The organism is Paracoccus sp. R12_2, assembly GCF_017744015.1.
GTDB lineage: Bacteria > Pseudomonadota > Alphaproteobacteria > Rhodobacterales > Rhodobacteraceae > Paracoccus.
The window spans coordinates 105,858-128,052 of record NZ_JAGHRA010000011.1; the positions used below are offsets into that span (position 1 = coordinate 105,858).

General features: G+C 63.4%; 24 protein-coding genes. All 24 read right to left on the minus strand.

What is annotated here, in order from left to right:
* Positions 1-56: 56 nt before the first annotated feature.
* Positions 57-1,733 (minus strand): ribonuclease J, encoded by a 1,677-nt coding sequence (locus J7359_RS13815; protein ID WP_209057422.1) that lies wholly within the window; start codon positions 1,731-1,733, stop codon positions 57-59.
* On the minus strand, positions 1,726-2,505 hold the full coding sequence (locus tag J7359_RS13820; RefSeq protein WP_209057423.1) for a type III pantothenate kinase: 780 nt from the start codon (positions 2,503-2,505) through the stop codon (positions 1,726-1,728). Before J7359_RS13820 ends, J7359_RS13815 begins: the two co-directional genes overlap by 8 nt.
* Positions 2,506-2,509: 4 nt before the next feature.
* Positions 2,510-3,283, minus strand: a complete 774-nt coding sequence (locus J7359_RS13825) for a biotin--[acetyl-CoA-carboxylase] ligase (protein WP_247740394.1) — start codon at positions 3,281-3,283, stop codon at positions 2,510-2,512.
* Complete coding sequence (gene nuoN / locus J7359_RS13830; protein ID WP_209057426.1) at positions 3,276-4,799, minus strand: NADH-quinone oxidoreductase subunit NuoN; 1,524 nt, start codon at positions 4,797-4,799, stop codon at positions 3,276-3,278. The genes J7359_RS13825 and nuoN overlap by 8 nt, the downstream gene beginning before the upstream one ends.
* 10 nt (positions 4,800-4,809) lie before the next feature.
* Positions 4,810-6,378: an NADH-quinone oxidoreductase subunit M gene (locus J7359_RS13835; protein WP_209057427.1), complete on the minus strand. Its 1,569-nt coding sequence runs from the start codon at positions 6,376-6,378 to the stop codon at positions 4,810-4,812.
* A gap of 1 nt (position 6,379) precedes the next feature.
* Entirely contained in the window at positions 6,380-8,488 is a 2,109-nt protein-coding gene (gene nuoL / locus J7359_RS13840) for an NADH-quinone oxidoreductase subunit L (protein ID WP_209057428.1), read from the minus strand.
* Between the two features lie 6 nt (positions 8,489-8,494).
* Complete coding sequence (gene nuoK, locus J7359_RS13845; RefSeq protein ID WP_209057429.1) at positions 8,495-8,800, minus strand: NADH-quinone oxidoreductase subunit NuoK; 306 nt, start codon at positions 8,798-8,800, stop codon at positions 8,495-8,497.
* Positions 8,801-8,899: 99 nt separating this feature from the next.
* Entirely contained in the window at positions 8,900-9,502 is a 603-nt protein-coding gene (locus tag J7359_RS13850; protein WP_209057430.1) for an NADH-quinone oxidoreductase subunit J, read from the minus strand.
* Positions 9,499-9,912 carry a carboxymuconolactone decarboxylase family protein gene (locus J7359_RS13855; RefSeq protein WP_209057431.1) on the minus strand — a complete coding sequence of 138 codons (414 nt, stop codon included), beginning with the start codon at positions 9,910-9,912 and terminating at the stop codon, positions 9,499-9,501. The genes J7359_RS13850 and J7359_RS13855 overlap by 4 nt, the downstream gene beginning before the upstream one ends.
* Positions 9,909-10,400 (minus strand): NADH-quinone oxidoreductase subunit NuoI, encoded by a 492-nt coding sequence (nuoI, locus tag J7359_RS13860; RefSeq protein WP_209057432.1) that lies wholly within the window; start codon positions 10,398-10,400, stop codon positions 9,909-9,911. Before nuoI ends, J7359_RS13855 begins: the two co-directional genes overlap by 4 nt.
* Before the next feature lie 4 nt (positions 10,401-10,404).
* On the minus strand, positions 10,405-11,436 hold the full coding sequence (gene nuoH / locus J7359_RS13865) for an NADH-quinone oxidoreductase subunit NuoH (protein ID WP_209057433.1): 1,032 nt from the start codon (positions 11,434-11,436) through the stop codon (positions 10,405-10,407).
* 19 nt (positions 11,437-11,455) lie between these two features.
* Positions 11,456-12,226 (minus strand): hypothetical protein, encoded by a 771-nt coding sequence (locus tag J7359_RS13870; RefSeq protein WP_209057434.1) that lies wholly within the window; start codon positions 12,224-12,226, stop codon positions 11,456-11,458.
* Positions 12,227-12,230: 4 nt separating this feature from the next.
* The gene (gene nuoG, locus J7359_RS13875; protein ID WP_209057436.1) at positions 12,231-14,252 is read right to left on the minus strand and encodes an NADH-quinone oxidoreductase subunit NuoG; all 2,022 of its coding nucleotides are present in this window, start codon (positions 14,250-14,252) and stop codon (positions 12,231-12,233) included.
* An 11-nt stretch (positions 14,253-14,263) separates the two neighbouring features.
* The gene (locus J7359_RS13880; RefSeq protein WP_247740395.1) at positions 14,264-14,683 is read right to left on the minus strand and encodes a DUF5333 domain-containing protein; all 420 of its coding nucleotides are present in this window, start codon (positions 14,681-14,683) and stop codon (positions 14,264-14,266) included.
* 107 nt (positions 14,684-14,790) lie between these two features.
* Complete coding sequence (locus J7359_RS13885; RefSeq protein WP_209057438.1) at positions 14,791-15,285, minus strand: DUF3291 domain-containing protein; 495 nt, start codon at positions 15,283-15,285, stop codon at positions 14,791-14,793.
* Entirely contained in the window at positions 15,282-16,577 is a 1,296-nt protein-coding gene (nuoF, locus tag J7359_RS13890) for an NADH-quinone oxidoreductase subunit NuoF (RefSeq protein ID WP_209057440.1), read from the minus strand. The genes J7359_RS13885 and nuoF overlap by 4 nt, the downstream gene beginning before the upstream one ends.
* 28 nt (positions 16,578-16,605) lie before the next feature.
* Entirely contained in the window at positions 16,606-16,821 is a 216-nt protein-coding gene (locus tag J7359_RS13895) for a DUF5337 family protein (protein ID WP_209057443.1), read from the minus strand.
* Positions 16,821-17,507: a hypothetical protein gene (locus tag J7359_RS13900; RefSeq protein WP_209057445.1), complete on the minus strand. Its 687-nt coding sequence runs from the start codon at positions 17,505-17,507 to the stop codon at positions 16,821-16,823. The genes J7359_RS13895 and J7359_RS13900 overlap by 1 nt, the downstream gene beginning before the upstream one ends.
* A gap of 45 nt (positions 17,508-17,552) precedes the next feature.
* On the minus strand, positions 17,553-18,788 hold the full coding sequence (locus tag J7359_RS13905; protein WP_209057447.1) for an NADH-quinone oxidoreductase subunit E: 1,236 nt from the start codon (positions 18,786-18,788) through the stop codon (positions 17,553-17,555).
* On the minus strand, positions 18,788-20,029 hold the full coding sequence (locus tag J7359_RS13910; RefSeq protein WP_209057449.1) for an NADH-quinone oxidoreductase subunit D: 1,242 nt from the start codon (positions 20,027-20,029) through the stop codon (positions 18,788-18,790). Before J7359_RS13910 ends, J7359_RS13905 begins: the two co-directional genes overlap by 1 nt.
* Complete coding sequence (locus J7359_RS13915; RefSeq protein WP_209057451.1) at positions 20,029-20,649, minus strand: NADH-quinone oxidoreductase subunit C; 621 nt, start codon at positions 20,647-20,649, stop codon at positions 20,029-20,031. Before J7359_RS13915 ends, J7359_RS13910 begins: the two co-directional genes overlap by 1 nt.
* Before the next feature lie 3 nt (positions 20,650-20,652).
* Entirely contained in the window at positions 20,653-21,177 is a 525-nt protein-coding gene (locus tag J7359_RS13920; RefSeq protein WP_209057466.1) for an NADH-quinone oxidoreductase subunit B, read from the minus strand.
* The gene (locus J7359_RS13925; protein ID WP_209057453.1) at positions 21,177-21,542 is read right to left on the minus strand and encodes an NADH-quinone oxidoreductase subunit A; all 366 of its coding nucleotides are present in this window, start codon (positions 21,540-21,542) and stop codon (positions 21,177-21,179) included. The genes J7359_RS13920 and J7359_RS13925 overlap by 1 nt, the downstream gene beginning before the upstream one ends.
* Positions 21,543-21,893: 351 nt before the next feature.
* Positions 21,894-22,195 (minus strand): biotin/lipoyl-containing protein (locus J7359_RS13930; protein WP_209057455.1); only part of this gene is annotated, 302 nt, incomplete at its 5' end.

Here is a 22,195-nt window from a genome sequence, read left to right on the forward strand (position 1 = left end):
GACGCAGGCCCGCAGCGTTCGGCGGCGCACGGATCGCGCGCCGCCAGCCGGTTCGATCAGTCCGCCATCAGCCGGCTGATGATCACGGTCACCTCGGGCTTCTTGCCGATCTCTTCCATGGCGACCTGACGGGTGATCTTGCGCACCGCCTCTTCCATCTTCCGATCGTCGGACACGGTGCGATTATCGGCCGATTCCAGGAACTCGGCCAACTCGCCCTCGATATGCCGGGCCAGGTCATCGCCGCCGCGTGTCCGACCGGGCAGCCCCATCAGTTCCACCCAGGCGTCGGGCAGGACGTTATCTTCCTCGTCAACGATCACGCTGACCAGCGCATGCCCGTTCAACGCCATCCGAATGCGATCGCGCACGACGCCATCCATCGCGCCGATCAGCACGGTGCCGTCCAGATACAATCGACCCGTCTCGACCTGATCGACCACCTTAAGCGTGTCGCCGGTCAGATCCATCATCATGCCGTTGACCGCAACCCCGGACGCCAGACCCTTGTCGCGGGCCAGCATCATGTGTTCGCGCAGATGCAGATGCTCGCCATGCATCGGAATCACGATCTCGGGCTTCAGCAGATCGTGCAGCGCCTCGATGTCGGGGCGGTTCGCGTGCCCCGACACATGGAACAGGCCGTCATCCGCATCGAAGACATCGACGCCCATTTCGCTGAGCGCGTTCATGATCCGGCCGACGCTGCGTTCGTTGCCCGGAATGGTCTTCGAGCTGAACAGAAAACTGTCACCTTCCTTCAGCGACAGCCCCAGATAGCGTCCCCGCGACAACTGCGCGCTGGCCGCGCGGCGTTCGCCCTGGGATCCGGTGACAATCAGCATGACCTTGCCGCGCGGCATGTTGGCCGCCTCGTCGGGACCGATCGTATCGGGGAAATCCGTCAGAATGCCGGTTTCCAGCCCGACCGACACCATCCGGCGCATTGCCCGCCCCAACAGGCAGACCTTGCGGCCTGACGCGATGGCCGCGTCGGCAAGGGTCTTCAGCCGTGCGATGTTGCTGGCGAAGGTGGTCGCGACCACCATGTTCTTCTGGGCCATGACCCATTCAAGGATCGGGTTGGCCAGCAGCGCCTCGGACCGGCCGGGATGGGTCGAGAAGACGTTGGTCGAATCGCAGGTCAGCACCTTGATGCCGCGCCCCTCGGCGGCGATGTCGTGCCACACGATGGGATCGAAGGCATCGCCCACGACAGGGGTGCCGTCCAGCTTGAAATCGCCGGTATGCACGATCCGGCCCGCCGGCGTGTCGATGATCAGCGCGGCGCTTTCCGGGATCGAGTGGCTGACCGGCACGAACTGGACATTGAAAGGACCAAGCTGCGTCACCTCGGGGCGCGGCCCGGTGATCCGCACCACGTCGGCGGGATGCCCCTGCTCTTCCAGCTTCAGACGGCACAGTGCGCCGGTGAACTGACGCGCATAGACCGGCACACCCAGCCTGGAATACAGATGCCCCACCGCGCCAAGGTGATCCTCGTGGCCGTGGGTGATGAAGATCGCCTCCAGCCGGTCGCGGTTCTCTTGCAGCCAGGTGATGTCGGGCATGATCAGATCGATGCCTGGCGCGCTGTCCATGTCGCCGAAGGTCACCCCCAGATCGACCAGGATCAGCCTTTCCTTGCCCGGCGCGCCATATCCATAGACATAGGCGTTCATGCCGATTTCGCCCGCGCCGCCAAGCGGCAGATAGATCAGGCGGTCAGCCATTGCCCATCTCCTTGTTGTAATCGTGAATCAATCTTAATCCGTGAACTGTCAGATCGTCTTCTATCGCGTCGAACAGGTCAAACCCCTGATCGAATAATGGTGCCAACCCGCCGGTCGCGATCACCTTGATACTGTGATCGCGTTCCTGCCGGATCCGCCGTGTGATGCCTTCAATCAGGCCGATATACCCCCAGTAGATGCCGGACTGGATACAGGCAACCGTATTGGTGCCGATGACCCGTTCCGGCATCGTGACATCGACATGCGGCAGGGCGGCGGCGGCCATGTGCAGCGCCTCGAGCGACAGGTTGACGCCGGGCGCGATGACGCCGCCGACATAGGCGCCGTCGACATCGACCACATCGAAATTCGTCGCGGTGCCGAAATCGACCACCACGGTATTGCCGCCGTGCCGGTCAAAGGCGGCGACCGCGTTGGCCAGCCGGTCCGGACCGACCTTGGTGCCCGGATCGACGCGGGGCGCCACCGGCATCAGGCATTCGGGCTTGCCCACCACCAGCGGACGCAGGTCGAAATAGCGGTTGCAAAGCACCCGCAGATTGAAGACGACGCGCGGCGCGGTGGCGCTGATGATGCAGCCGTCGATCTGCAGTTCGAACTTGCGCACCGCGATCAGCGTGGACAGCCAGACATAGTATTCGTCCGCCGTCCTGCGATGATCGGTCGAGATGCGCCAATGCGACAGGAACTTGCTGCCATCCCAGATCGAGAACACGGTGTTGGTGTTGCCGGTATCGATGCACAGCAGCATGGGGTCAGGCTCCGCTGAAATGAATTTCGGCGGCGGGGACCGCCTGCCTGCCGCGCGATGTCGTCAGGATCAGCGCGCCGGTTTCGTCGATGCCGTCAAAGCGTCCGGTCATCTCGTTCCGGCCGGTCCGCGCGATAATCGTCTGGCCCAGCCTTGCGGCACGGGCCAGCCACGCGGTTCGGATCGGCGCGAACCCATAGGCGCGCATCTGCCGCCACCAGTGGTCGAAGGCCGGGGCCAGCGCGTCCAGAACCTCGTCCGGCGTGACAGTCAGTCCCGTCTCACCCTTCAGGCTGACGGGTCGCAGCGCGCCCGGCTCGACCGATCCGGGGTCGGGCGCGGACCCAAGATTGATACCAATACCGATTGCCAGCCATGTCAGCGTCGCCCCCGAGCCAGAGCTTTCCAGCAGGATGCCGGACAGTTTGCCGCCGTTCAGAAGCACGTCGTTGGGCCATTTCAGCGACAGGTTCAGCTGCGGACCGCAAAGCCTCGTCAGAGCCTCGTGGACCGCCAGCGCCGCAACGAAGGAAAGACGGGCCGCATCTGCAGGCCCGCCATCGGGCCGCAGCAGGAACGTCGCGGCGAAATTTCCGGGCGGATCGGTCCATGCGCGACCGCGGCGGCCCCGACCGGCTTCTTGCCGACGCGCCATGATCCAGGCCGGCCCGGCCAGGGATGGCGCCAGACGGAACGCCTCGGCATTGGTGCTGTCGACACGGTCAAGAACGTGGCGCGCGACCCCATCCGGCCATGGCGCGACGCGCGATTCAGTCAACTGCGGTCTCGGCCGGTGCCTCACCCGAAACATCGGGACCAGCGCCGTCCATTCCCGCCTCGGCGGCCGTCGCCTCGGGTCCGACCAGCGATTGCGCGGCGGTGGCGGCGGCGTCATCGACGCCCAGCATGGTGATCGCCCCCAGCAGAAGCATGGCGGCGGGAACGACCAGCGCGAGATACTGGACCAGCCCCATGCGGCTTTCGACGCCTTCGCTCTCGGCCCCGAAGAACATGTAGTAGACGATACGCAGATAATAGAACGCACCGATGACCGAGGCGATCACGCCCAGCACCGCAAGCCAGCTCATCCCGGCCTGAACGGCGGCGGACAGCACACCGAACTTGGCGAAGAATCCAAGGAATGGCGGCACGCCGGCCAGGCTGAACATCAGGAACAGGACGGCGAATGCCTTGAGCGGTTCGGCCGAGGCAAAGCGGTTCAGGCTGGCCAGATCGGTCACCGGCCGGCCATCGCGTTCCAGCGACAGGATGAAGGCAAAGCTGCCGACATTCATCACCGCATAGATCGCCATGTACATCAGCATCGCCTGCACGCCATAGGCTGTGCCGGCCGCAAGCCCGACAAGGGCAAAGCCCATATGCGCGATCGACGAATAGGCCATCAGACGCTTGATGTTTGTCTGACCGATCCCCGCGATCGACCCCAGGAACATCGACAGCACCGCCAGCGCCGCGATGATCTGTCCCCAGTCGCCAGGCACGTTGCCGAACGCCTCGAACATCAGCCGGGCGATCAGCGCCATCGCCGCCACCTTGGGGGCGGTGGCGAAGAACGCCGTGACCGGCGTCGGCGCCCCTTCATAGACATCGGGCGTCCACATGTGGAACGGCACCGCCGACACCTTGAAGGCAAGCCCGACCAGCAGGAACACCAGTCCGAACAGCAGACCCAGCGACATCTGGCCCGCGGTCACGGTCGAGAAGATGCCGTCGAAGCTGGTGGTGCCGGCAAAGCCGTAAACCAGCGACGCACCATATAGCAGCATCCCCGAACTGAGCGCGCCAAGGACGAAATACTTCAGCCCGGCCTCGGACGACTTGGCGCTTTCGCGGCGCATCGCGGCCACGACGTAAAGCGACAGCGACTGCAGTTCCAAACCCATATACAGGGTCAGAAGGTCACCGGCCGAAACCATCATCATCATGCCGACCGCGGCCAGCGTGATCAGGATCGGGAATTCGAACCGCAGCAGGCCACGCCGCTCCATGTAGTCGGCGCTCATCGCAAGGACCGCGGCGGCGGAAATCAGGATCGTCACCTTGGCGAAACGCGCGAAGGAATCGTCATGGAACATGCCGAAGAACGCCGTTGCGTCGGGTCGGTCGGCAAAGCCGACATACGCCCCCACGATCAGCAGCATCCCGACCGTCGTCCACAGGATCGGCCGGGCGATGGCGTCCTTGCCCAGATAGGCCCCGGCCAGAAGCGCCGCCATGGCGTAGATCGCCAGCAGCATCTCGGGCAAAATGGTCGAAAAATCGATCGCGGTCATTCTGCGTTCCTCAATGGCTGGCTTCGGGCTGCGTCGCGTCGGCGGTGACGGCAAGACCGTCCGCCGCTTCGTGCGGCAGCGCGTCGTGATAGCTGACCAGCAGCGCCTCGACGGCAGGGCCGGTGATGTCTGTGACCAGTCGCGGATAGACGCCAAGCAGCAGCGTCATCGCGATCAGCGGCGCGAAGATCCAGCGTTCGCGCGGGGTCATGTCGGTGATGGTCTTCAGGCTTTCCTTGATCAGTGCGCCGAAGGTGACGCGGCGATACAGCCACAGCGCATAGGCAGCCGACAGGATCACACCCGAGGCGGCCACGAAAGCGACCCATGTATTGGACTTGAACGTGCCCATCAGCGTCAGGAATTCGCCGACGAAGCCGGATGTCCCTGGCAGGCCGACATTGGCCATCGTGAAGAACATGAAGACCAGCGCATAGACCGGCATCCGGTTCACCAGACCGCCATAGGCGTCGATCTCGCGCGTGTGCATGCGGTCGTAGATGACGCCGACGCACAGGAACAGCGCGCCCGAGATGAAGCCGTGCGACAGCATCTGGAAGATCGCGCCGTCCAGACCCTGCTGGTTGGCGGCAAAGGTGCCCATCGTCACATAGCCCATATGGGCGACCGACGAATAGGCGATCAGCTTCTTCATGTCGGACTGCGCCAGCGCCACCAGCGAGGTATAGACGATGGCGATGGCCGACATCCAGAAGACCAGCGGCTGCAACAGATCAGACGCGACCGGGAACATCGGCAGCGAAAAGCGCAGGAACCCATAGCCGCCCATCTTCAGCAGCACGGCGGCCAGCACGACCGAACCTGCCGTGGGCGCCTGAACATGCGCGTCCGGAAGCCAGGTGTGGACCGGCCACATCGGCATCTTCACCGCGAAGCTGGCGAAGAAGGCGATGAACAGCAGCGTCTGCATGCCGCCGACGATGGTCAAGCCAAGCACCCGCATCGTTTCGGACGGAAAGTCGAACTGCAGCAGCTGCGCGATGTCGGTGGTTCCGGCGGTGCGTGCCATGGCGATCATCGCGACCAGCATCAGGACCGAACCGAGGAAGGTATAGAGGAAGAACTTGAACGCCGCATAGATGCGGTTCTTGCCGCCCCAGATCCCGATGATCAGGAACATCGGGATCAGCCCGGCCTCGAAGAACAGGTAGAACAGGATCAGGTCCAGCGCGGTGAAAACGCCGATCATCAGCCCTTCCAGCACCAGAAAGGCGATCATGTATTCCTTGACCCGGATCTTGACGTCCCAGGTGGACAGGATCGTCAGCGGCATCAGGAACGTGGTCAGCAGAACGAACAGGATCGAGATGCCATCGACCCCCATCTTGTAGCGCAGGCCCATGATCCAAGGGTGATCCTCGACGAACTGGAAGCCCGTGTCCGCCGGATCGAAGCCCGCCAGAAGGAACAGCGAGATCAGGAAGGTCGCGGTGGTCGCGATCAGTGCCAACCATTTCGCGTTCTTCTGCGAGGCCGCGTCGTCGCCGGGCAGGAACAGCGCCAGAATCGCGGCCGCGACAATCGGCAGAAAGGTGATGATCGAAAGAAGGTTCGTCATGTCAGTGCGCGCCCCGCATCATCACCCAGATCAGCAAGCCCACGATGCCCAGAACCATCGCGAAGGCATAATGGAACAGATATCCGGACTGAACCCGCCCGGCGAACCGGGTCAGCCGCGGGATGATTCCCATGGCGACCCCGTTGATGGCGCCGTCGATAATCGCTCCGTCGCCGCCCGTCCACAGCTTGCGGCCCAGCCACCTCGTCGGACGAACGAAAACGAAGTCGTAGATCTCGTCGAAATACCACTTGTTCAACAGGAAGCGATACAGCGCCGGTTGCTGTTCGGCCAGCTTGCGCGGTGCATCCGGGCTGCGGATGTAGAAGACCCAGGCAAGCAGCAGCCCCGCCAGCATCGCGATGAAGGGCGAAACCTTGACCCAGGCCGGGGAATGGTGCGCCTCGTCCAGGACATGATTGTCGGGATGCATGTAGATGGCACCGCCGACCGGCGCAGCGACATCCGCGGCAACCGCATGTCCGTCCTCGCCTTCGGCAGTCCCTTCGGTCTCTGCGGCGGCGGAGCCGTCCTCAGGCTCGGCCTCGTCCCCGTGCCCCGCCTCGGTGCTGGCGTGAACCTCGCCATGGCCCATGTGGAAGAACTGCGCGACCTTGTCGTGGCTGCCGAAGAACGGACCATACCAGACCATCCCGGCAAAGATTGCACCGATGGCCAGAACCCCCAGCGGCACGGTCATGACGCGCGGGCTTTCATGGGCATGATCGTGGGTATGCTGATCGCCACGCGGCTTGCCGAAGAAAGTCATGAACATCAGCCGCCAGGAATAGAAGCTGGTGAACGCCGCGGCGATGACCAGCATCCAGAAGGCATAGGTGTTGCCGGCCCAGGCGCTTTCGATGGCCGCATCCTTGGACAGGAAGCCTGCGAAGCCGATATGGGTCAGCGGGATGCCGACGCCGGTGATCGCCAACGTGCCGATCATCATCGCCCAGAAGGTCAGAGGGATCTTCTTGCGCAACCCGCCATAATTTCTCATGTCCTGTTCGTGGTGCATCGCGTGGATGACCGAACCCGCGCCAAGAAACAGCATTGCCTTGAAAAAGGCATGGGTCAGCAGGTGGAACATCGCGACCGAATAGACGCCGACGCCCGCCGCCACGAACATGTAGCCAAGCTGCGAACAGGTCGAATAGGCGATCACCCGCTTGATGTCGTTCTGCACCAGGCCGACGGTCGCCGCGAAGAATGCGGTCGTCGCCCCGATTACCGTCACGAAGGTCTTCGCATCAGGCGCGAATTCGAACAGCGGCGACATGCGGCAGACCAGGAAGACGCCTGCGGTGACCATGGTCGCGGCGTGGATCAGCGCCGAAACCGGCGTCGGACCCTCCATCGCGTCGGGAAGCCAGGTGTGCAGGAACAGCTGCGCCGATTTGCCCATCGCGCCGATGAACAGCAGCACCGCCAGAACCTCGGTCGCGGTCCAGTCGCGCCACAGGAAATGCATCTGGGTCTGCGCCAGTTCGGGGATCTGCCCGAAGATCGCATCGAACTGGATCGAACCGGTCATCCAGAAAAGACCGAAGATCCCCAGCAGGAACCCGAAATCGCCGACCCGGTTGACGATGAACGCCTTCATCGCGGCAGCCCCCGCCGAGGGTTTCTTGTAGTAGAACCCGATCAGCAGATACGAGGCGACGCCGACGCCCTCCCAGCCGAAGAACATCTGCAGAAGGTTGTCGGCCGTCACCAGCATCAGCATCGCAAAGGTGAAGAACGACAGATAGGCGAAGAACCGCGCCTTGTAATGTTCGTCGTGGGTGAAGTTCTCGTCATGGGCCATGTAGCCCATCGAATACAGGTGAACCAGCGCCGAGACGGTCGTCACGACGATCAGCATGATCGCGGTCAGCCGGTCCAGGCGGATCGCCCATTCGGACGCGAAATCGCCCGAGACGATCCAGTCCATCACCGGGATGTGCCGGGTCTCGCCGTCGAAACCCAGGAAGATGATCCAGGAAAAGAAGCAGGCCGCGAACAGGACGCCCGTGGTCAGATACTGCGCGCCCTTCTCGCCGATCACGCGCCATCCGAAACCGGCGATGATCGCGCCCAGAAGCGGGGCAAACAGGATGAATTGCGCCATGATCCCTTACCCCTTCATCACGTTGACGTCTTCGACCGCGATGCTGCCGCGGTTGCGGAAGAACACCACCAGGATCGCCAGACCGATCGCGGCCTCGGCGGCGGCGACGGTCAGGATGAACATCGTGAACACCTGCCCCGCCAGATCGCCCAGATGGGCCGAGAAGGCGACGAAATTGATGTTCACCGCCAGCAGCATCAGTTCGATCGACATCAGGATGACGATGACGTTCTTTCTGTTCACGAAGATCCCGAACACGCCGGCGACGAACAGTATCGCCCCCACGACAAGGTAATGTGTCAATCCGATCATCGTATCTGTCCCTCCGGGTCGTTCACCCGTTGAAATATCCGTTCGCCACCAGAACCGCCGTTGCAATCCCGACAGCCACCGCGATCCACCCTCCGGTGGTCACAAGCCCTGCCCGGGCTTGACGTCCCGCAACTCCATCGCCTTGGCAGGATCGCGATACATCTGTGCCAGCACATCCTGACGCTTGACGTTCTTGCGGTGCCGCATGGTCAGGGTGATCGCCCCGATCATCGCGACCAGCAGGATCAGCCCGGCCAGCTGGAACGGCAGGATGTAGCGGTCGTAAAGCACGGTGCCGATCAGGTTGGTGTTCATCGCCTCGGCGGTGATCGGTGCGGCGCGCAACGACTCGGCCTGATCCGAGCTTTGCCAGGCACCGAACCCGATCGCCAGCTGTGCCAGCAGAACCAGCGCGATCAGACCGCCAAGCGGCAGGTATCGCGCGAATTCGCCCTTCAGTTCGGCGAAATCCACGTCCAGCATCATCACCACGAACAGGAACAGCACCGCGACGGCGCCGACATAGACGATGACCAGCAGCATCGCCACGAATTCAGCCCCCTGAAGCACGAACAGACCGGCCGCCGACAGGAAGGCCAGGATCAGCCACAGGACCGAGTGCACCGGGTTGCGCGCCAGAACGACCATGAAGCCGGCGGAGCAGACGGAAATCGCGAACAAATAGAATGCAAAGGTGATCATTCGGTTTCGTTCCCTTCGGATTCGGTAAAGACGCCCTGAGCGATCTCCAGCGCCTTCTGCATCGCGGGAATGCCGCCGAACATCCCCATCTGATAAATCACCTCGGCGATCTCGCGCGGCGTCGCGCCTGCCGCGATGGCGTGGCGGATGGTCAGGCGCAGCTGCGGTTCGGCATGGGCGCCCTGCACGGTCATCGCCGCGATGGTGACCAAAAGCCGGGTCCGTGCGTCCAGACCGTCGCGGTTGAAGGTCTTGCCGAACCACATCTCTAGCATGTCCGACGGCATGGTCGGGACCAGCTTCTCGAACGCCTTGCTGTCCACCTGCTCAAGCGCGGGGTTGAAGACACGCGCCATCTCCTGCCCGGATTGCAGCATCTGCTGGAACATCTTCTGGAAGGTGTCGGTCATCTGTAGGGCGCGTCGATTGCAAGGTTGCGGGCGATCTCGGATTCCCAGCGGGCACCGTTATCCAGCAGCTTCTGCTTGTCGTAGAACAGTTCTTCGCGGGTTTCCGTCGCGAACTCGAAATTCGGCCCCTCGACGATGGCATCGACCGGGCAGGCCTCCTGGCAGAAGCCGCAATAGATGCACTTGGTCATGTCGATGTCATAGCGCGTCGTGCGGCGCGAGCCGTCCTCGCGCGGTTCGGCATCGATGGTGATGGCCTGCGCGGGGCAGATCGCCTCGCACAGCTTGCAGGCGATGCAGCGTTCCTCGCCATTCGGATAGCGGCGCAGCGCGTGTTCGCCCCGGAAGCGCGGCGACAGCGGACCCTTTTCATGGGGATAGTTCAGCGTCGCCTTGGGCGCGAAGAAGTATTTCATGCCCAGTCCGAAGCCCTTGATGAAATCCATCATCAGGAAATATTTGGTGGCGCGGGCGATGTCGAAAGCCATTGTCTCACACTCCTGCCCAACGGGCCCAGAAAGTCCCGAAGACTTCGAATTTTGCAAGGAACGCCACGATCACCACCCAGCCAAGCGACAGCGGCAGGAACACTTTCCAGCCGATCCGCATCAGCTGGTCATAGCGATAGCGCGGCACGATGGCCTTCACCATGGCGAACATGAAGAACCAGAAGACCATTTTCAGGAACATCCACAGCGCCCCGTCGGGGATGCCGGGGATGGGCGACAGCCAGCCGCCGAAGAACAGCAGCGAGATCAGCGCGCACATCAGCCACATGGCGATGTATTCGCCCGCCATGAACAGCAGATAGGGCGTCGAGGAATATTCGACCATGAAGCCCGCGACCAGTTCGGATTCGGCTTCGGGCAGGTCGAAGGGCGGGCGGTTCGTCTCGGCCAGACAGCTGACGAAGAACAGCACGACCATCGGCAGGTGCGGCAGCCAGAACCACGACAGCAGGCCGGCCCCGCGCTGTGCCTCGACGATGGCGGTCAGGTTCATCGACCCGGCCGAGATGATAACCCCGATGATGATAAGGCCCAGGCTGACCTCGTAGGAAATCATCTGTGCGGCCGACCGCAGCGAGCCGAGAAACGGGTATTTCGAGTTCGACGCCCAGCCCCCCATGATCACGCCATACACTTCCAGCGATGAGACGGCGAAGATGAACAGGATGCCCACATTGATGTTGGCCATCACCCAGCCGGGTGCAAAGGGAATTGCCACGAACGCGGTCAATGCCAGCGTCATCGACAGGAATGGTGCAAGGAAGAACACGAACTTGTCCGCGCCCGCCGGCACGACGATTTCCTTGACGATGTATTTCAACGCGTCGGCGAAGGTCTGCAGCAGGCCCCACGGCCCGACGACGTTCGGGCCACGGCGCATCTGGACAGCCGCCCAGATCTTGCGGTCGCCATAGACCATATAGACCAGCGACAGCATCACGAAGGCGATCAGCGCCAGACCCTGCGCCAGCAGGATGATCGCGATGCCCAGTGTGGATCCCCAGAATTCAGACATGTCGCCTGCCCCTTTTCGCTTACGCCGCGGGAATGCCGCGTGCCTTGCATTCGCGCAAGGTCTCATTCGTTTCCATCACCCGCAGCCCCAGCGGCTTGTCGTCCGAGATCGTGAAGGCGGCTCCGACCAGCAGCTTGCCGTTCCGCGTCTGCTGCAAGGTCCGGATATGGCGCCCATAATTCGCGCCCTCGGCCCTGGCCCAGCCTGCCAACGCGCAGGTGGCATACGAAAAGGCAATATCGGCGTCCACCCCTTCGCGCAGATTTGCCGTCACTTCGACCAGATCGGACTGTTTGCCTTCGCCAAGCGCGACCACCCGCGTGCCGATGAAATCCTCGGGCGCGACCACGGTGCCCTGCTTCCATTCGGGCAGCGCGGGCTGGGTCCGCTTGGCGAATTCCTCGATGGCCTTTTCCTGCGCGGTTTTCTCGCGCGGCAGGTTGCTGGCCACCAGCCCGCCCAGATCAAGATCCAGATTCGCGTTCAGCGCCGCAAGATCGGCCTCGGTGACGGCAAAGGCATCGCGGCCTTCGGCACTGTCCAGTTCCATCGTGGTGACGCTGCCATCGGGTTCAAGGATCAGGATCTCGCCCGACTTGGTCGAGATTCGCGCCAGCGTCAGCGGCGCATCGTCCTTGCCACGATTGGGCGTGGACAGGTTGGCCGTGACCTGTGCGGGCTTCGGCTTGGGCCGACCGTCATCCTTGGTGCCGCTGAAACAGCCCGACAGCCCGGTCACCGCAAGGGCGGCACCGGCTAGGATCAGATATCTGCGAAGGACCGGCCGCATGATGTTACTCCGCCGCAATCGCGGGCGCGTGGCGCGCCGCTGCCATGCGCGACAGTTCCGCCATCAGGGGCGAACTGCGCGCGATCGGGTTGGTCAGGTAGAAATCCTTGACCGGATAGGCAAAACTGGCCTTGCCCAGATCCGCCACGGCGACTGGCTGCCATTCATTCTCGGGCACCACGTCGATCCGGGCCAGATGGGGCACCGCCTCGATCAGGGCGCGGCGCAGCTGCGCCAGACTGTCCCAGGGCAGCTGCTGACCCAGTTCCGCCGACAACGCCCGCAGGATGGCCCAGTTTTCCTTGGCCTCGCCGGGCGCGAAATTCGCGCGCATGGCAAGCTGCGGACGGCCTTCGGTGTTCACGAACAGGCCGTTTTCTTCGGTATAGCAGGCGGCGGGCAGGATGATGTCGGCTCGGTGCGCGCCACGATCGCCATGGCTGCCCTGATAGATGACGAAGGCGCCGTCGGCGATTTCGACCTCATCCGCGCCAAGATTGTAGATCACTTCGGCGCCGTCGATCGCGGCGGGCAGCCCGCCCTCGGTCACCGCGCCCACATCCATCGCGCCGACGCGGCTTGCGGCGGAGTGCAGGATCAGCAGTTTCGAGTTGGAGTTCTGGGCCAGTTTCATCGCATGGGCCAGGACCGCCTCGCCGTCGGCCTCGCGGATGGCACCCTGTCCGACGATCACGATGCTGGATTTCTCGCGCGTCTCGTCGCTGATCTCGCGCAAGGACAGGCTTTCCAGCGCCGCCCGGTCATTGCCGACATGGGCGTAGTCATAGGTCAGATCGACCGCCTCGCCGACCAGCCCGATCTGTGCGCCATGCGCCCACGCCTTGCGGATGCGCGCGTTCAGCACCGGCGCTTCCTCGCGCGGGTTGGTGCCGATCAGCTGGATCATCGCGGCGGTATCGATGTCCTCGATCCGCGCCGTGCCGACATACGCGCTGCGATTGCCCGCCGGCAGGCGTGCACCATCGGTGCGGCATTCGACATGACCGTCCATGCCCTCGATCAGCTTCTTCAGGCTGAACGCGGCCTCGACCGGGGCCAGATCACCGACCAGACCGGCGATCTTCTTGCCGTGCATGGCGCGGGCCGCGGCGGTCAGCGCCTCGGGCCATGTGGCCGGGCGCAGCTTGCCGTTCTCGCGGATATAGGGTTTGTCCAGCCGCTGGCGGCGCAGACCGTCCCAGACGAAGCGGGTCTTGTCGCTGATCCATTCCTCGTTCACGCCGTCATGGTTGCGCGGCAGGATGCGCATGACCTCGCGGCCCTTGGTGTCCACGCGGATCGTGCTGCACAGCGCGTCCATAACGTCGATGGTTTCGGTCTTGGTCAATTCCCAAGGCCGGGCGGTGAAGGAATAGGGTTTGCTGACCAGCGCACCGACGGGGCACAGGTCGATGATGTTTCCCTGCAGGTTCGAGGCCAGCGTCTCGTTCAGATAGCTGGTGATCTCGCTGTCCTCGCCACGGCCGGTCTGGCCCATCTGGGTGATGCCCGCGACCTCGGTCGTGAATCGCACGCAGCGGGTGCAACTGATGCAGCGCGTCATGTGGGTTTCCACCAGCGGCCCAAGGTTCAACTCCTCAGAGGCGCGCTTGGGCTCGCGATAGCGGCTGAAATCAACGCCGTAAGCCATCGCCTGGTCCTGCAGGTCGCATTCGCCGCCCTGGTCGCAGATGGGGCAATCCAGCGGATGGTTGATCAGCAGGAATTCCATCACGCCCTCGCGGGCCTTCTTGACCATCGGGCTGTTGGTCCGGACCTCGGGCGGGGCGCCCTCGGGGCCGGGCCGCAGATCCTTGACCTGCATCGCGCAGCTGGCGGCGGGCTTGGGCGGGCCGCCCACCACCTCGACCAGGCACATCCGGCAGTTGCCGGCGATCGACAGCCGTTCGTGATAACAGAAACGCGGAATTTCGACCCCGGCCTGCTCGCAGGCCTGGATCAGCGTCAGGTTGGGATCGACCTCGATCTCATTGCCGTCGATCTTGATTGTCCGCAATTCGGCCATCATTGCTATCCTTACTTGGCACTCAGAAGCGATCCGGTGACCGTTCCGCGTGCGATTTCCTCCCGCCCGAGGCGGCAAAAACTTTCCGCGTCGCCCGCTGTCACGCCGTTCCTGGCCATATAGTCCTCGGCCACAGCATAGATGCGGTCCTTGTCCGCGCGGCTGTCCAGAAACGCATCGATCTGCGCCTCGGAATAACCCTTGCCGCGGGCGTATTTTTTCAGTTCACGCGCCTGCATGAACGCATAGATCATGCGCGCATCGATCGACGGGCATTCGCGCCGGATCCGGTCCGCGATGCGCGCCGCGATCAGGCGGTCGTTGATGTATTTTTCCTGCGCCAGCGGTTCCAGCGCGCCGGCCTGCGTTCCGGTCAGTGCCAGGGTCGCGACCATCGCGGCCGCCATGCGGTTGCGGTTCAGTTTGCTCATGGCTGTCACCTTTCCTCTGTGATGACCCTTGCCATAACAGCCGAAAGACCGGCCTGCCCCACACGACCCCGTGCGCCGGACGTGAACATATGCCGCGCGTCCTGCCATCAGCCCGCCACCCTGTCGCAACCGCGCGTCCGCCACAGCCGCGCCTGTTCCAGCCAGGACCAGCCGAACGCATGATCGCTGTCGCCCTTGCTGCGCAGATGGTCCAGTCGCGACAACGCCTCGTCAAGTGTCGGTCGATGGCCAACAGGCACCCACCACATCACGAAATGCGTCTGTCCCATCAGTTCGAACCACTCGGCACGGCGTTCGTAGAACTGCCGGTGGACGGTCTGCCAGACAAATTGTTCCAGGCTTTCGACATCTTCCCAGACGGTCAGGTTGGCCACGAATTGTGGATCGTCCCCAATGCTGTTCTGGGTATTGCCGGTCCCCGGTTCGCCGGACCCTTCCATCATCCACACGAAACCCGGCATCCGCTTGCCCATGCCATTGACCCGATCCAGCGCGCCCATGAACTCGGACACGCGCCGATCGTCGGTCGGCGCCAGAAGGCGCCCGACATTCAACTGGGCAAGATGCATGCCTTCGATCATTCCGCCGCCATCGCCCCCATGCGCCCGGTGCGTTTCGCCTTGATCCGATCCTCGATTTCCTCGCGGAAATTGCGGATCAGGCCCTGGATCGGCCATGCGGCCGCGTCGCCAAGGGCGCAGATCGTATGACCCTCGACCTGCTTGGTGACATCCAGCAGCATGTCGATTTCCTCGACCTCTGCCTGTCCGCTGACCAGACGCTCCATCACCCGCATCATCCAGCCGGTGCCTTCGCGGCAGGGCGTGCACTGCCCGCAGCTTTCATGCTTGAAGAACTTGGACAGCCGCCAGACCGCCTTGATGACGTCGGTCTGCTGATCCATCACGATCATGCAGGCGGTGCCGAAGCTGGATTTCAGCTCTCGCATGCCGTCGTAGTCCATGATGGCGTTTTCGCATTGCTCGGCGGTGATGACAGGGCAGGACGCGCCGCCGGGGATCACCGCCTTCAGGTTCTTCCAGCCGCCGCGGACGCCGCCGCCATGTTTCTCGATCAGCTCCTTCATGCTGATCGACATGGCTTCCTCGACCACGCAGGGATTGTTCAGATGACCGGTCAGGCCGAACAGCTTGACGCCCGCGTTGTTCGGACGCCCGAAACCGGCAAACCATTCCGCCCCGCGCCGCAGGATGGTCGGCACGACGGCGATGGATTCGACGTTGTTCACCGTGGTCGGGCAGCCATACAGCCCCGCGCCGGCCGGAAACGGCGGCTTCATGCGCGGCATGCCCTTCTTGCCTTCCAGGCTTTCCAGCAGCGCGGTTTCCTCGCCGCAGATATAGGCGCCGGCGCCGTGATGCAGATAGAGGTCGAAATCCCAGCCCGACCCGGCCGCATTCGCACCCAGCAGCCCCGCATCATAGCATTCGTCAATGGCAGCCTGCAGCGCCTCTTTCTCGCGGATATATTCGCCGCGGATATAGATATAGCAGGCATGGGCGTTCATCGCGAAGCTGGCGATCAGTGCCCCCTCGATCAGCGTGTGCGGATCGTGGCGCATGATCTCGCGGTCCTTGCAGGTCGCGGGCTCGGATTCGTCGGCATTGATGACCAGATAGGCCGGACGGCCATCCGATTCCTTGGGCATGAACGACCACTTCAGACCGGTCGGGAAACCCGCGCCGCCGCGACCGCGCAGCCCCGAGGCCTTGACCTGCTCGACGATCTTGTCGCGACCGCGCGCGATGATGTCGGCGGTGCCGTCCCAATGGCCGCGCGACTTCGCGCCATTCAGGCTGCGATCGCCCATGCCATAGAGATTGGTGAAAATGCGATCCTGGTCTTTCAGCATCTAACTTCCGATCCTTTTCATCCCGGCGTCACGCATCGTTTCTGCGCCGCCAGATACGCCAGGTCACGATCAGCGACCAGACAAAAGCGCCAATGGCGGCCAGATCGGCCAGGAAGGCCCATTTCGCCGCCCAGCCATAGTGGCCGCCAAGCCACTGCACCGCGATCCACGCGACCATCGCGACGGCGATCACCACGGCCGCCAGCCGCATCTGCCCCGCATCCTGATCCCGCGATTCCGCCATCAATAGACGCCACCTTCCTCGACACGCTTCGAAAACTCGGTCTCGCCGCCGGCGGCAAGCGTCCTTGCCTGCCCGACCCAGTCATCGCTGCGAATCCGTCCGCCCATCCTGCCGATCAGTTCGGCGTAATGGTCGATCTCGGCATCGTTCCATGCGGCGATCTGGTCGAAACGGGTCACGCCGTGTTCATGCAACATCTCTTCCAGCTTCGGACCGACCCCCTTGATCTCCTTCAGGTCGTCGGGTGTTTCGTCGCCGCCATCATTCGTCGCGACCTTCGGGGTCGCAGCGCCATAGATATCGTTGCGTTCGACGCCATTCCGCTCGCCGGGTTCCGAGGGTGGCTGCGCATCGCCCGAAGGGGCGACCGGGTGGGCCTGATCGCCCTGAGCCGAACCAAGAAAGCCTTCGGTCGCCAGCGAGGCGACGCCGCGCGGGCGCAATTCCTGGTCCTGCTCCGGTGTGGTGCTGTGCGTTTCGGGGTGCCAGTCGGCACTGTCCATGGCCGGAACGCCGCGGCACAGCAGCCAGACAAGGAAAATCCCGAATACGGCAAGGGCGACAACGCCCAGAAACAGCCCCTCGAACCAGCGCAGCGGCCCGAAGCCCGCCGTGAAGATCCAGACCAGCAGGCCCAGCCCGGCGGCGGTGATCCAACAGTTTCTGGTGCAGGTCGCGTTCGGCATCGATGGATATCTCCCGTATGGCGCCCGGTTGGGCGTTTCCGTCCGTTACTCCTTGTCGTCGTCACCCCGATCCGATCGGGTCGAGAAATCGGTCTGGCCGCCATCGGCAAGGGTTCTGGCCTGCGCGACCCATTCGTCGCGGCTGGCCCGCCCCTTGAAACCCTCAAGATTGTCGTCGACCCAGGCAAGCTCGGCCGGACCCCATGCGGCGATCTGATCGTAATGGTGGAAACCCATGCCGTTCAGCAGTTCTTCCAGTTTCGGCCCGATCCCCTTGATCCGCTTCAGATCGTCAGGGGTGCCGTCCCTCGGGGCATCGAGCCCCTCGGGCCGGCGGCCCGCCTCTTCCGTCGCGCCGGTGGAGACCTTGCCCCCGCGGGCCTCGGCGGGGGCATCCTTCTCCTGGTCACGCACGCCTTCGGGTTCGATATCCGAACGCGGGCGAGCCGGTGACGCGGCCTGCGCCTCCTGCTCGGTGACACCGGTCTTGTCGGCCGGATCATTTTCGGACGGGCGTGGTTCGATCTCGGGCGCGGTATCGACGCCGCTCTGATCGTCAGGGGCGGCGGCCGGTCGCTCTCGGCGCAGCCATTTGGTCAGGATCGGCGCCTCGGATCCGTCGATCCGCTTGATCGTCTCGCCCAGTTCGGTGGCCAGCGCCACGCTGGCATTGGCAGAGCTGCCGTCGCGGTCGGTCAGGCTGGTCAGACCCGACGCGGGCTCGGAAGCAAAACGCCCGGTCTGCGACCCCGGCACCGGGACCTGCCCGTCCGAGAACGCGTCGATCAGTTCCTCCAGCTTCTCGGGCGTCAGATCCTCGTAATAATCCTTGCCGATCTGGGCCATCGGCGCGTTCGCGCAGGCGCCCAGGCATTCGACCTCTTCCCAGCTGAACTTGCCGTCCGCCGAAACCGTGTGTGGGGTCGGCGCAATCTTGCGCTTGCAGACGGCGATCAGATCCTCGGCTCCGCAGATCATGCAGCTGGTGGTGCCGCAAATCTGGATATTGGCAACAGAACCAACGGGCTGAAGCTGGAACATGAAGTAGAATGTGGCGACTTCAAGCGCCCGGATATAGGGCATACCCAGCAGTTCGGCGCAGTATTCGATGGCCGGACGCGACAGCCATCCTTCCTGTTCCTGCGCCCGCCACAGCACCGGAATGATCGCCGATTGCTGGCGGCCTTCCGGATATTTGGTCATCTGCGCCCGGGCCCATTCCAGGTTCGCGGCGGTGAATTCGAAACTGTCCGGCTGGACGGGGGAAAGACGGCGCAGCATCAGCGGTCAACCTCTCCGAACACGATATCCATCGTGCCGATAATTGCGGAAACATCTGCCAGCATGTGACCCTTGGCCATCCAGTCGATGGATTGCAGATGCAGGAAACCGGGCGCGCGCAGCTTGGCCCGGTATGGCTTGTTGCTGCCATCGCTGACCAGATAGACGCCGAACTCGCCCTTCGGGGCCTCGACGGCGGCATAAACCTCGCCGGCCGGAACGCGGAAGCCCTCGGTGTACAGCTTGAAGTGGTGGATCAAGCTTTCCATGTCGCGCTTCATCTCGGCCCGCTTGGGCGGCGTGACCTTGCCGCGCGACAGGATGTCGCCCTGCCCGTCGGGGGCGCGCAGCTTGTCGATCGCCTGACGGATGATCCGCACCGACTGCCGCATCTCCTCCATCCGGCACAGATAGCGATCATAACAGTCGCCATTCTTGCCAACCGGCACCTGGAAGTCGAATTCGTCATAGCATTCATAGGGCTGCGAGCGCCGCAGATCCCACGCCATGCCCGACCCGCGCACCATCACGCCCGAATAGCCCCAGTCCAGCGCATCCTGCTGGTTGACGATGCCGATATCGACATTGCGCTGCTTGAAGATCCGGTTCTCGGTCAGCAGGCCGTCAAGATCGTCCATCACCTTCAGGAACGGATCGCACCACGCCTCGATGTCGTCCAGCAATTCGGGCGGCAGATCCTGATGCACGCCGCCGGGCCGGAAATAGGCGCTGTGCAGTCGCGCCCCGCAGGCACGTTCATAGAACACCATCAGCTTTTCGCGTTCCTCGAACCCCCACAGCGGCGGCGTCAGCGCGCCCACGTCCATGGCCTGCGTGGTGACGTTCAGCAGGTGGTTCAGAATGCGGCCGATTTCCGAATACAGAACCCGGATCAGGCTGGCGCGACGCGGCACCAGCGTGCCTGTCAGCTTCTCGATGGCCAGGCACCAGGCATGTTCCTGATTCATCGGCGCCACATAGTCGAGACGGTCGAAATAGGGCAGGTTCTGCAGATAGGTGCGGCTTTCCATCAGCTTTTCGGTGCCGCGATGCAGCAGGCCGATATGCGGATCGCAGCGTTCCACGATCTCACCGTCAAGCTCCAGAACCATCCGCAAAACACCGTGCGCCGCAGGGTGTTGCGGGCCGAAGTTGATGTTGAAATTGCGGATGCGCTGTTCGCCGGTCAACTGATCTGCGCTGCCATCGTCATAGACATTGTTGCGGATATCGCCGTCCATCACTTCGCCCCCTGCTTCTCGTCGCCCGGCAGCACGTATTTCGCGCCCTCCCAAGGCGAGAGGAAATCGAACTGGCGGTATTCCTGGGTCAGGTTCACCGGCTCGTACACCACGCGTTTCTCGGATTCGTCATACCGCACCTCGACATAGCCGGTGGTCGGGAAATCCTTGCGCAGCGGGTGGCCACGGAACCCGTAATCGGTCAGCAGGCGGCGCAGGTCCGGATGGCCCGAGAACAGAATCCCGAACATGTCGAAGATCTCGCGCTCGAACCAGTTGGCGGCCGGATGGATCTTGATCAGCGAGGGCACGATCTCGTCCTCGCGGACGCTGACCTTCACGCGGATGCGGTGGTTCTGATACATCGACAGGAAATGCCAGACCACCTCGAAGCGCTGCGACCGCGCCGGATAATCGATGGCGGTGATATCGACCAGCGTCGAGAAGCGGCAGGAACTGTCAGTGCGCAGGAATTCGACCAGATCCAGCAGCCCGCTGACCGTCGAGGTCACGGTCAGTTCGTCCAGTTCGACCCTGGCATCCAGCACCGCGTCCGCGCGGCGCATCTTTACATGTTCGGCCAGCTGTTCCAGCGCATCGAGATCGGGATAGATGGCCATGGATTACCTCACCAGCGTGCCGGTGCGCCGGATGCGGCGCTGAAGTTGCAGGATGCCGTACAGCAGCGCCTCGGCGGTCGGGGGGCAGCCCGGCACATAGATATCGACCGGAACGATCCGGTCGCAGCCGCGCACGACCGAATAGCTGTAATGGTAATACCCGCCGCCATTGGCGCAGCTGCCCATGCTGATCACATAGCGCGGCTCGGGCATCTGGTCATAGACCTTGCGCAGCGCGGGCGCCATCTTGTTGGTCAGCGTGCCCGCCACGATCATCAGGTCCGACTGGCGCGGAGAGGCGCGCGGCGCGGTGCCGAAACGCTCCACGTCATAGCGCGGCATGGATGTCTGCATCATCTCGACCGCGCAGCAGGCCAGACCGAAGGTCATCCAGTGCAGCGACCCGTTGCGCGCCCAGTTGATGATGTCTTCGGTCGTGGTCAGCAGGAAGCCCTTGTCCTGCAGTTCCGCATTCAGGGACTTGGTCGCGAACTCGCGGTCCGCCCCGGCGGTATTGGCCCCGGTCATCACGCCCATTCCAGCGCCCCCTTCTTCCATTCATAGGCAAAGCCCACCGTCAGCACCCCCAGGAAGACCATCATCGACCAGAAGGCCGCATCCGACAACGAGGCGAAGCTGGTCGCCCACGGGAACAGGAAGGCCACTTCCAGATCGAAGATGATGAACAGGATGGACACAAGGTAGAACCGCACATCGAACTTCATCCGCGCGTCATCGAATGCGTTGAACCCGCATTCATAGGCGCTGACCTTTTCGGGGTCGGGGTTGCGGATCGCAACGACCAACGCGGCCAGCATCAGCACCAGGGCCAGCGCACCGGCCATTGCCGCGAAGACGAGGATGGGCAGATATTCCTGCAGCATAGATTCCACGGGCAAGATCCCCTTGTCGGTCGCGGGGATCAGTGGCTGCCCCGCGACGGGTTGGCTAGGGTCGGTTTAGACCTGACGGCCACCGGGGTCAACGGGCGGCGGCCCGATGCAAGCCCGCGAAAAGCCGGGTTTTACGGGTTGTACAAGCGATTTCGCAGCGCGCGATTGCCTGATTTTCGCAAGATCGGGCGGCCCCTTTCCACGCCGCACCGGGACAGCCCGGCCTGACTGCGGACGGACCGCCGCGCAGCAATGCACAGACAAGGACCGCGCACCTGTCGAAAGATCGGATGCGCGGCCCAGTTTCATGCCCCGGATGAGCCGATGGCTCAGCCACGCAAGGGCGCGATTCTATTCGAACTCGACCATCAGATCCTTGGCGTCGATCTGCTGGCCCGCGGCGACGTGCAAGGCCTTGATGGTGCCGTCGCGATCGGCATGGATGCCGGTTTCCATCTTCATCGCCTCGATGGTCAGCAGCATGTCGCCCTGCTTGACCGCCTGCCCCGCCTTGACCGCGACCGAGGCCACGACGCCCGGCATCGGCGCACCGACATGGCTTGCGTTTGCCGGATCGGCCTTGGGCCGCGCCGCCGCGCTGCCCGCCACCTTGCGGTTCGGCACCCGGATCGAACGCGGCTGGCCGTTCAGTT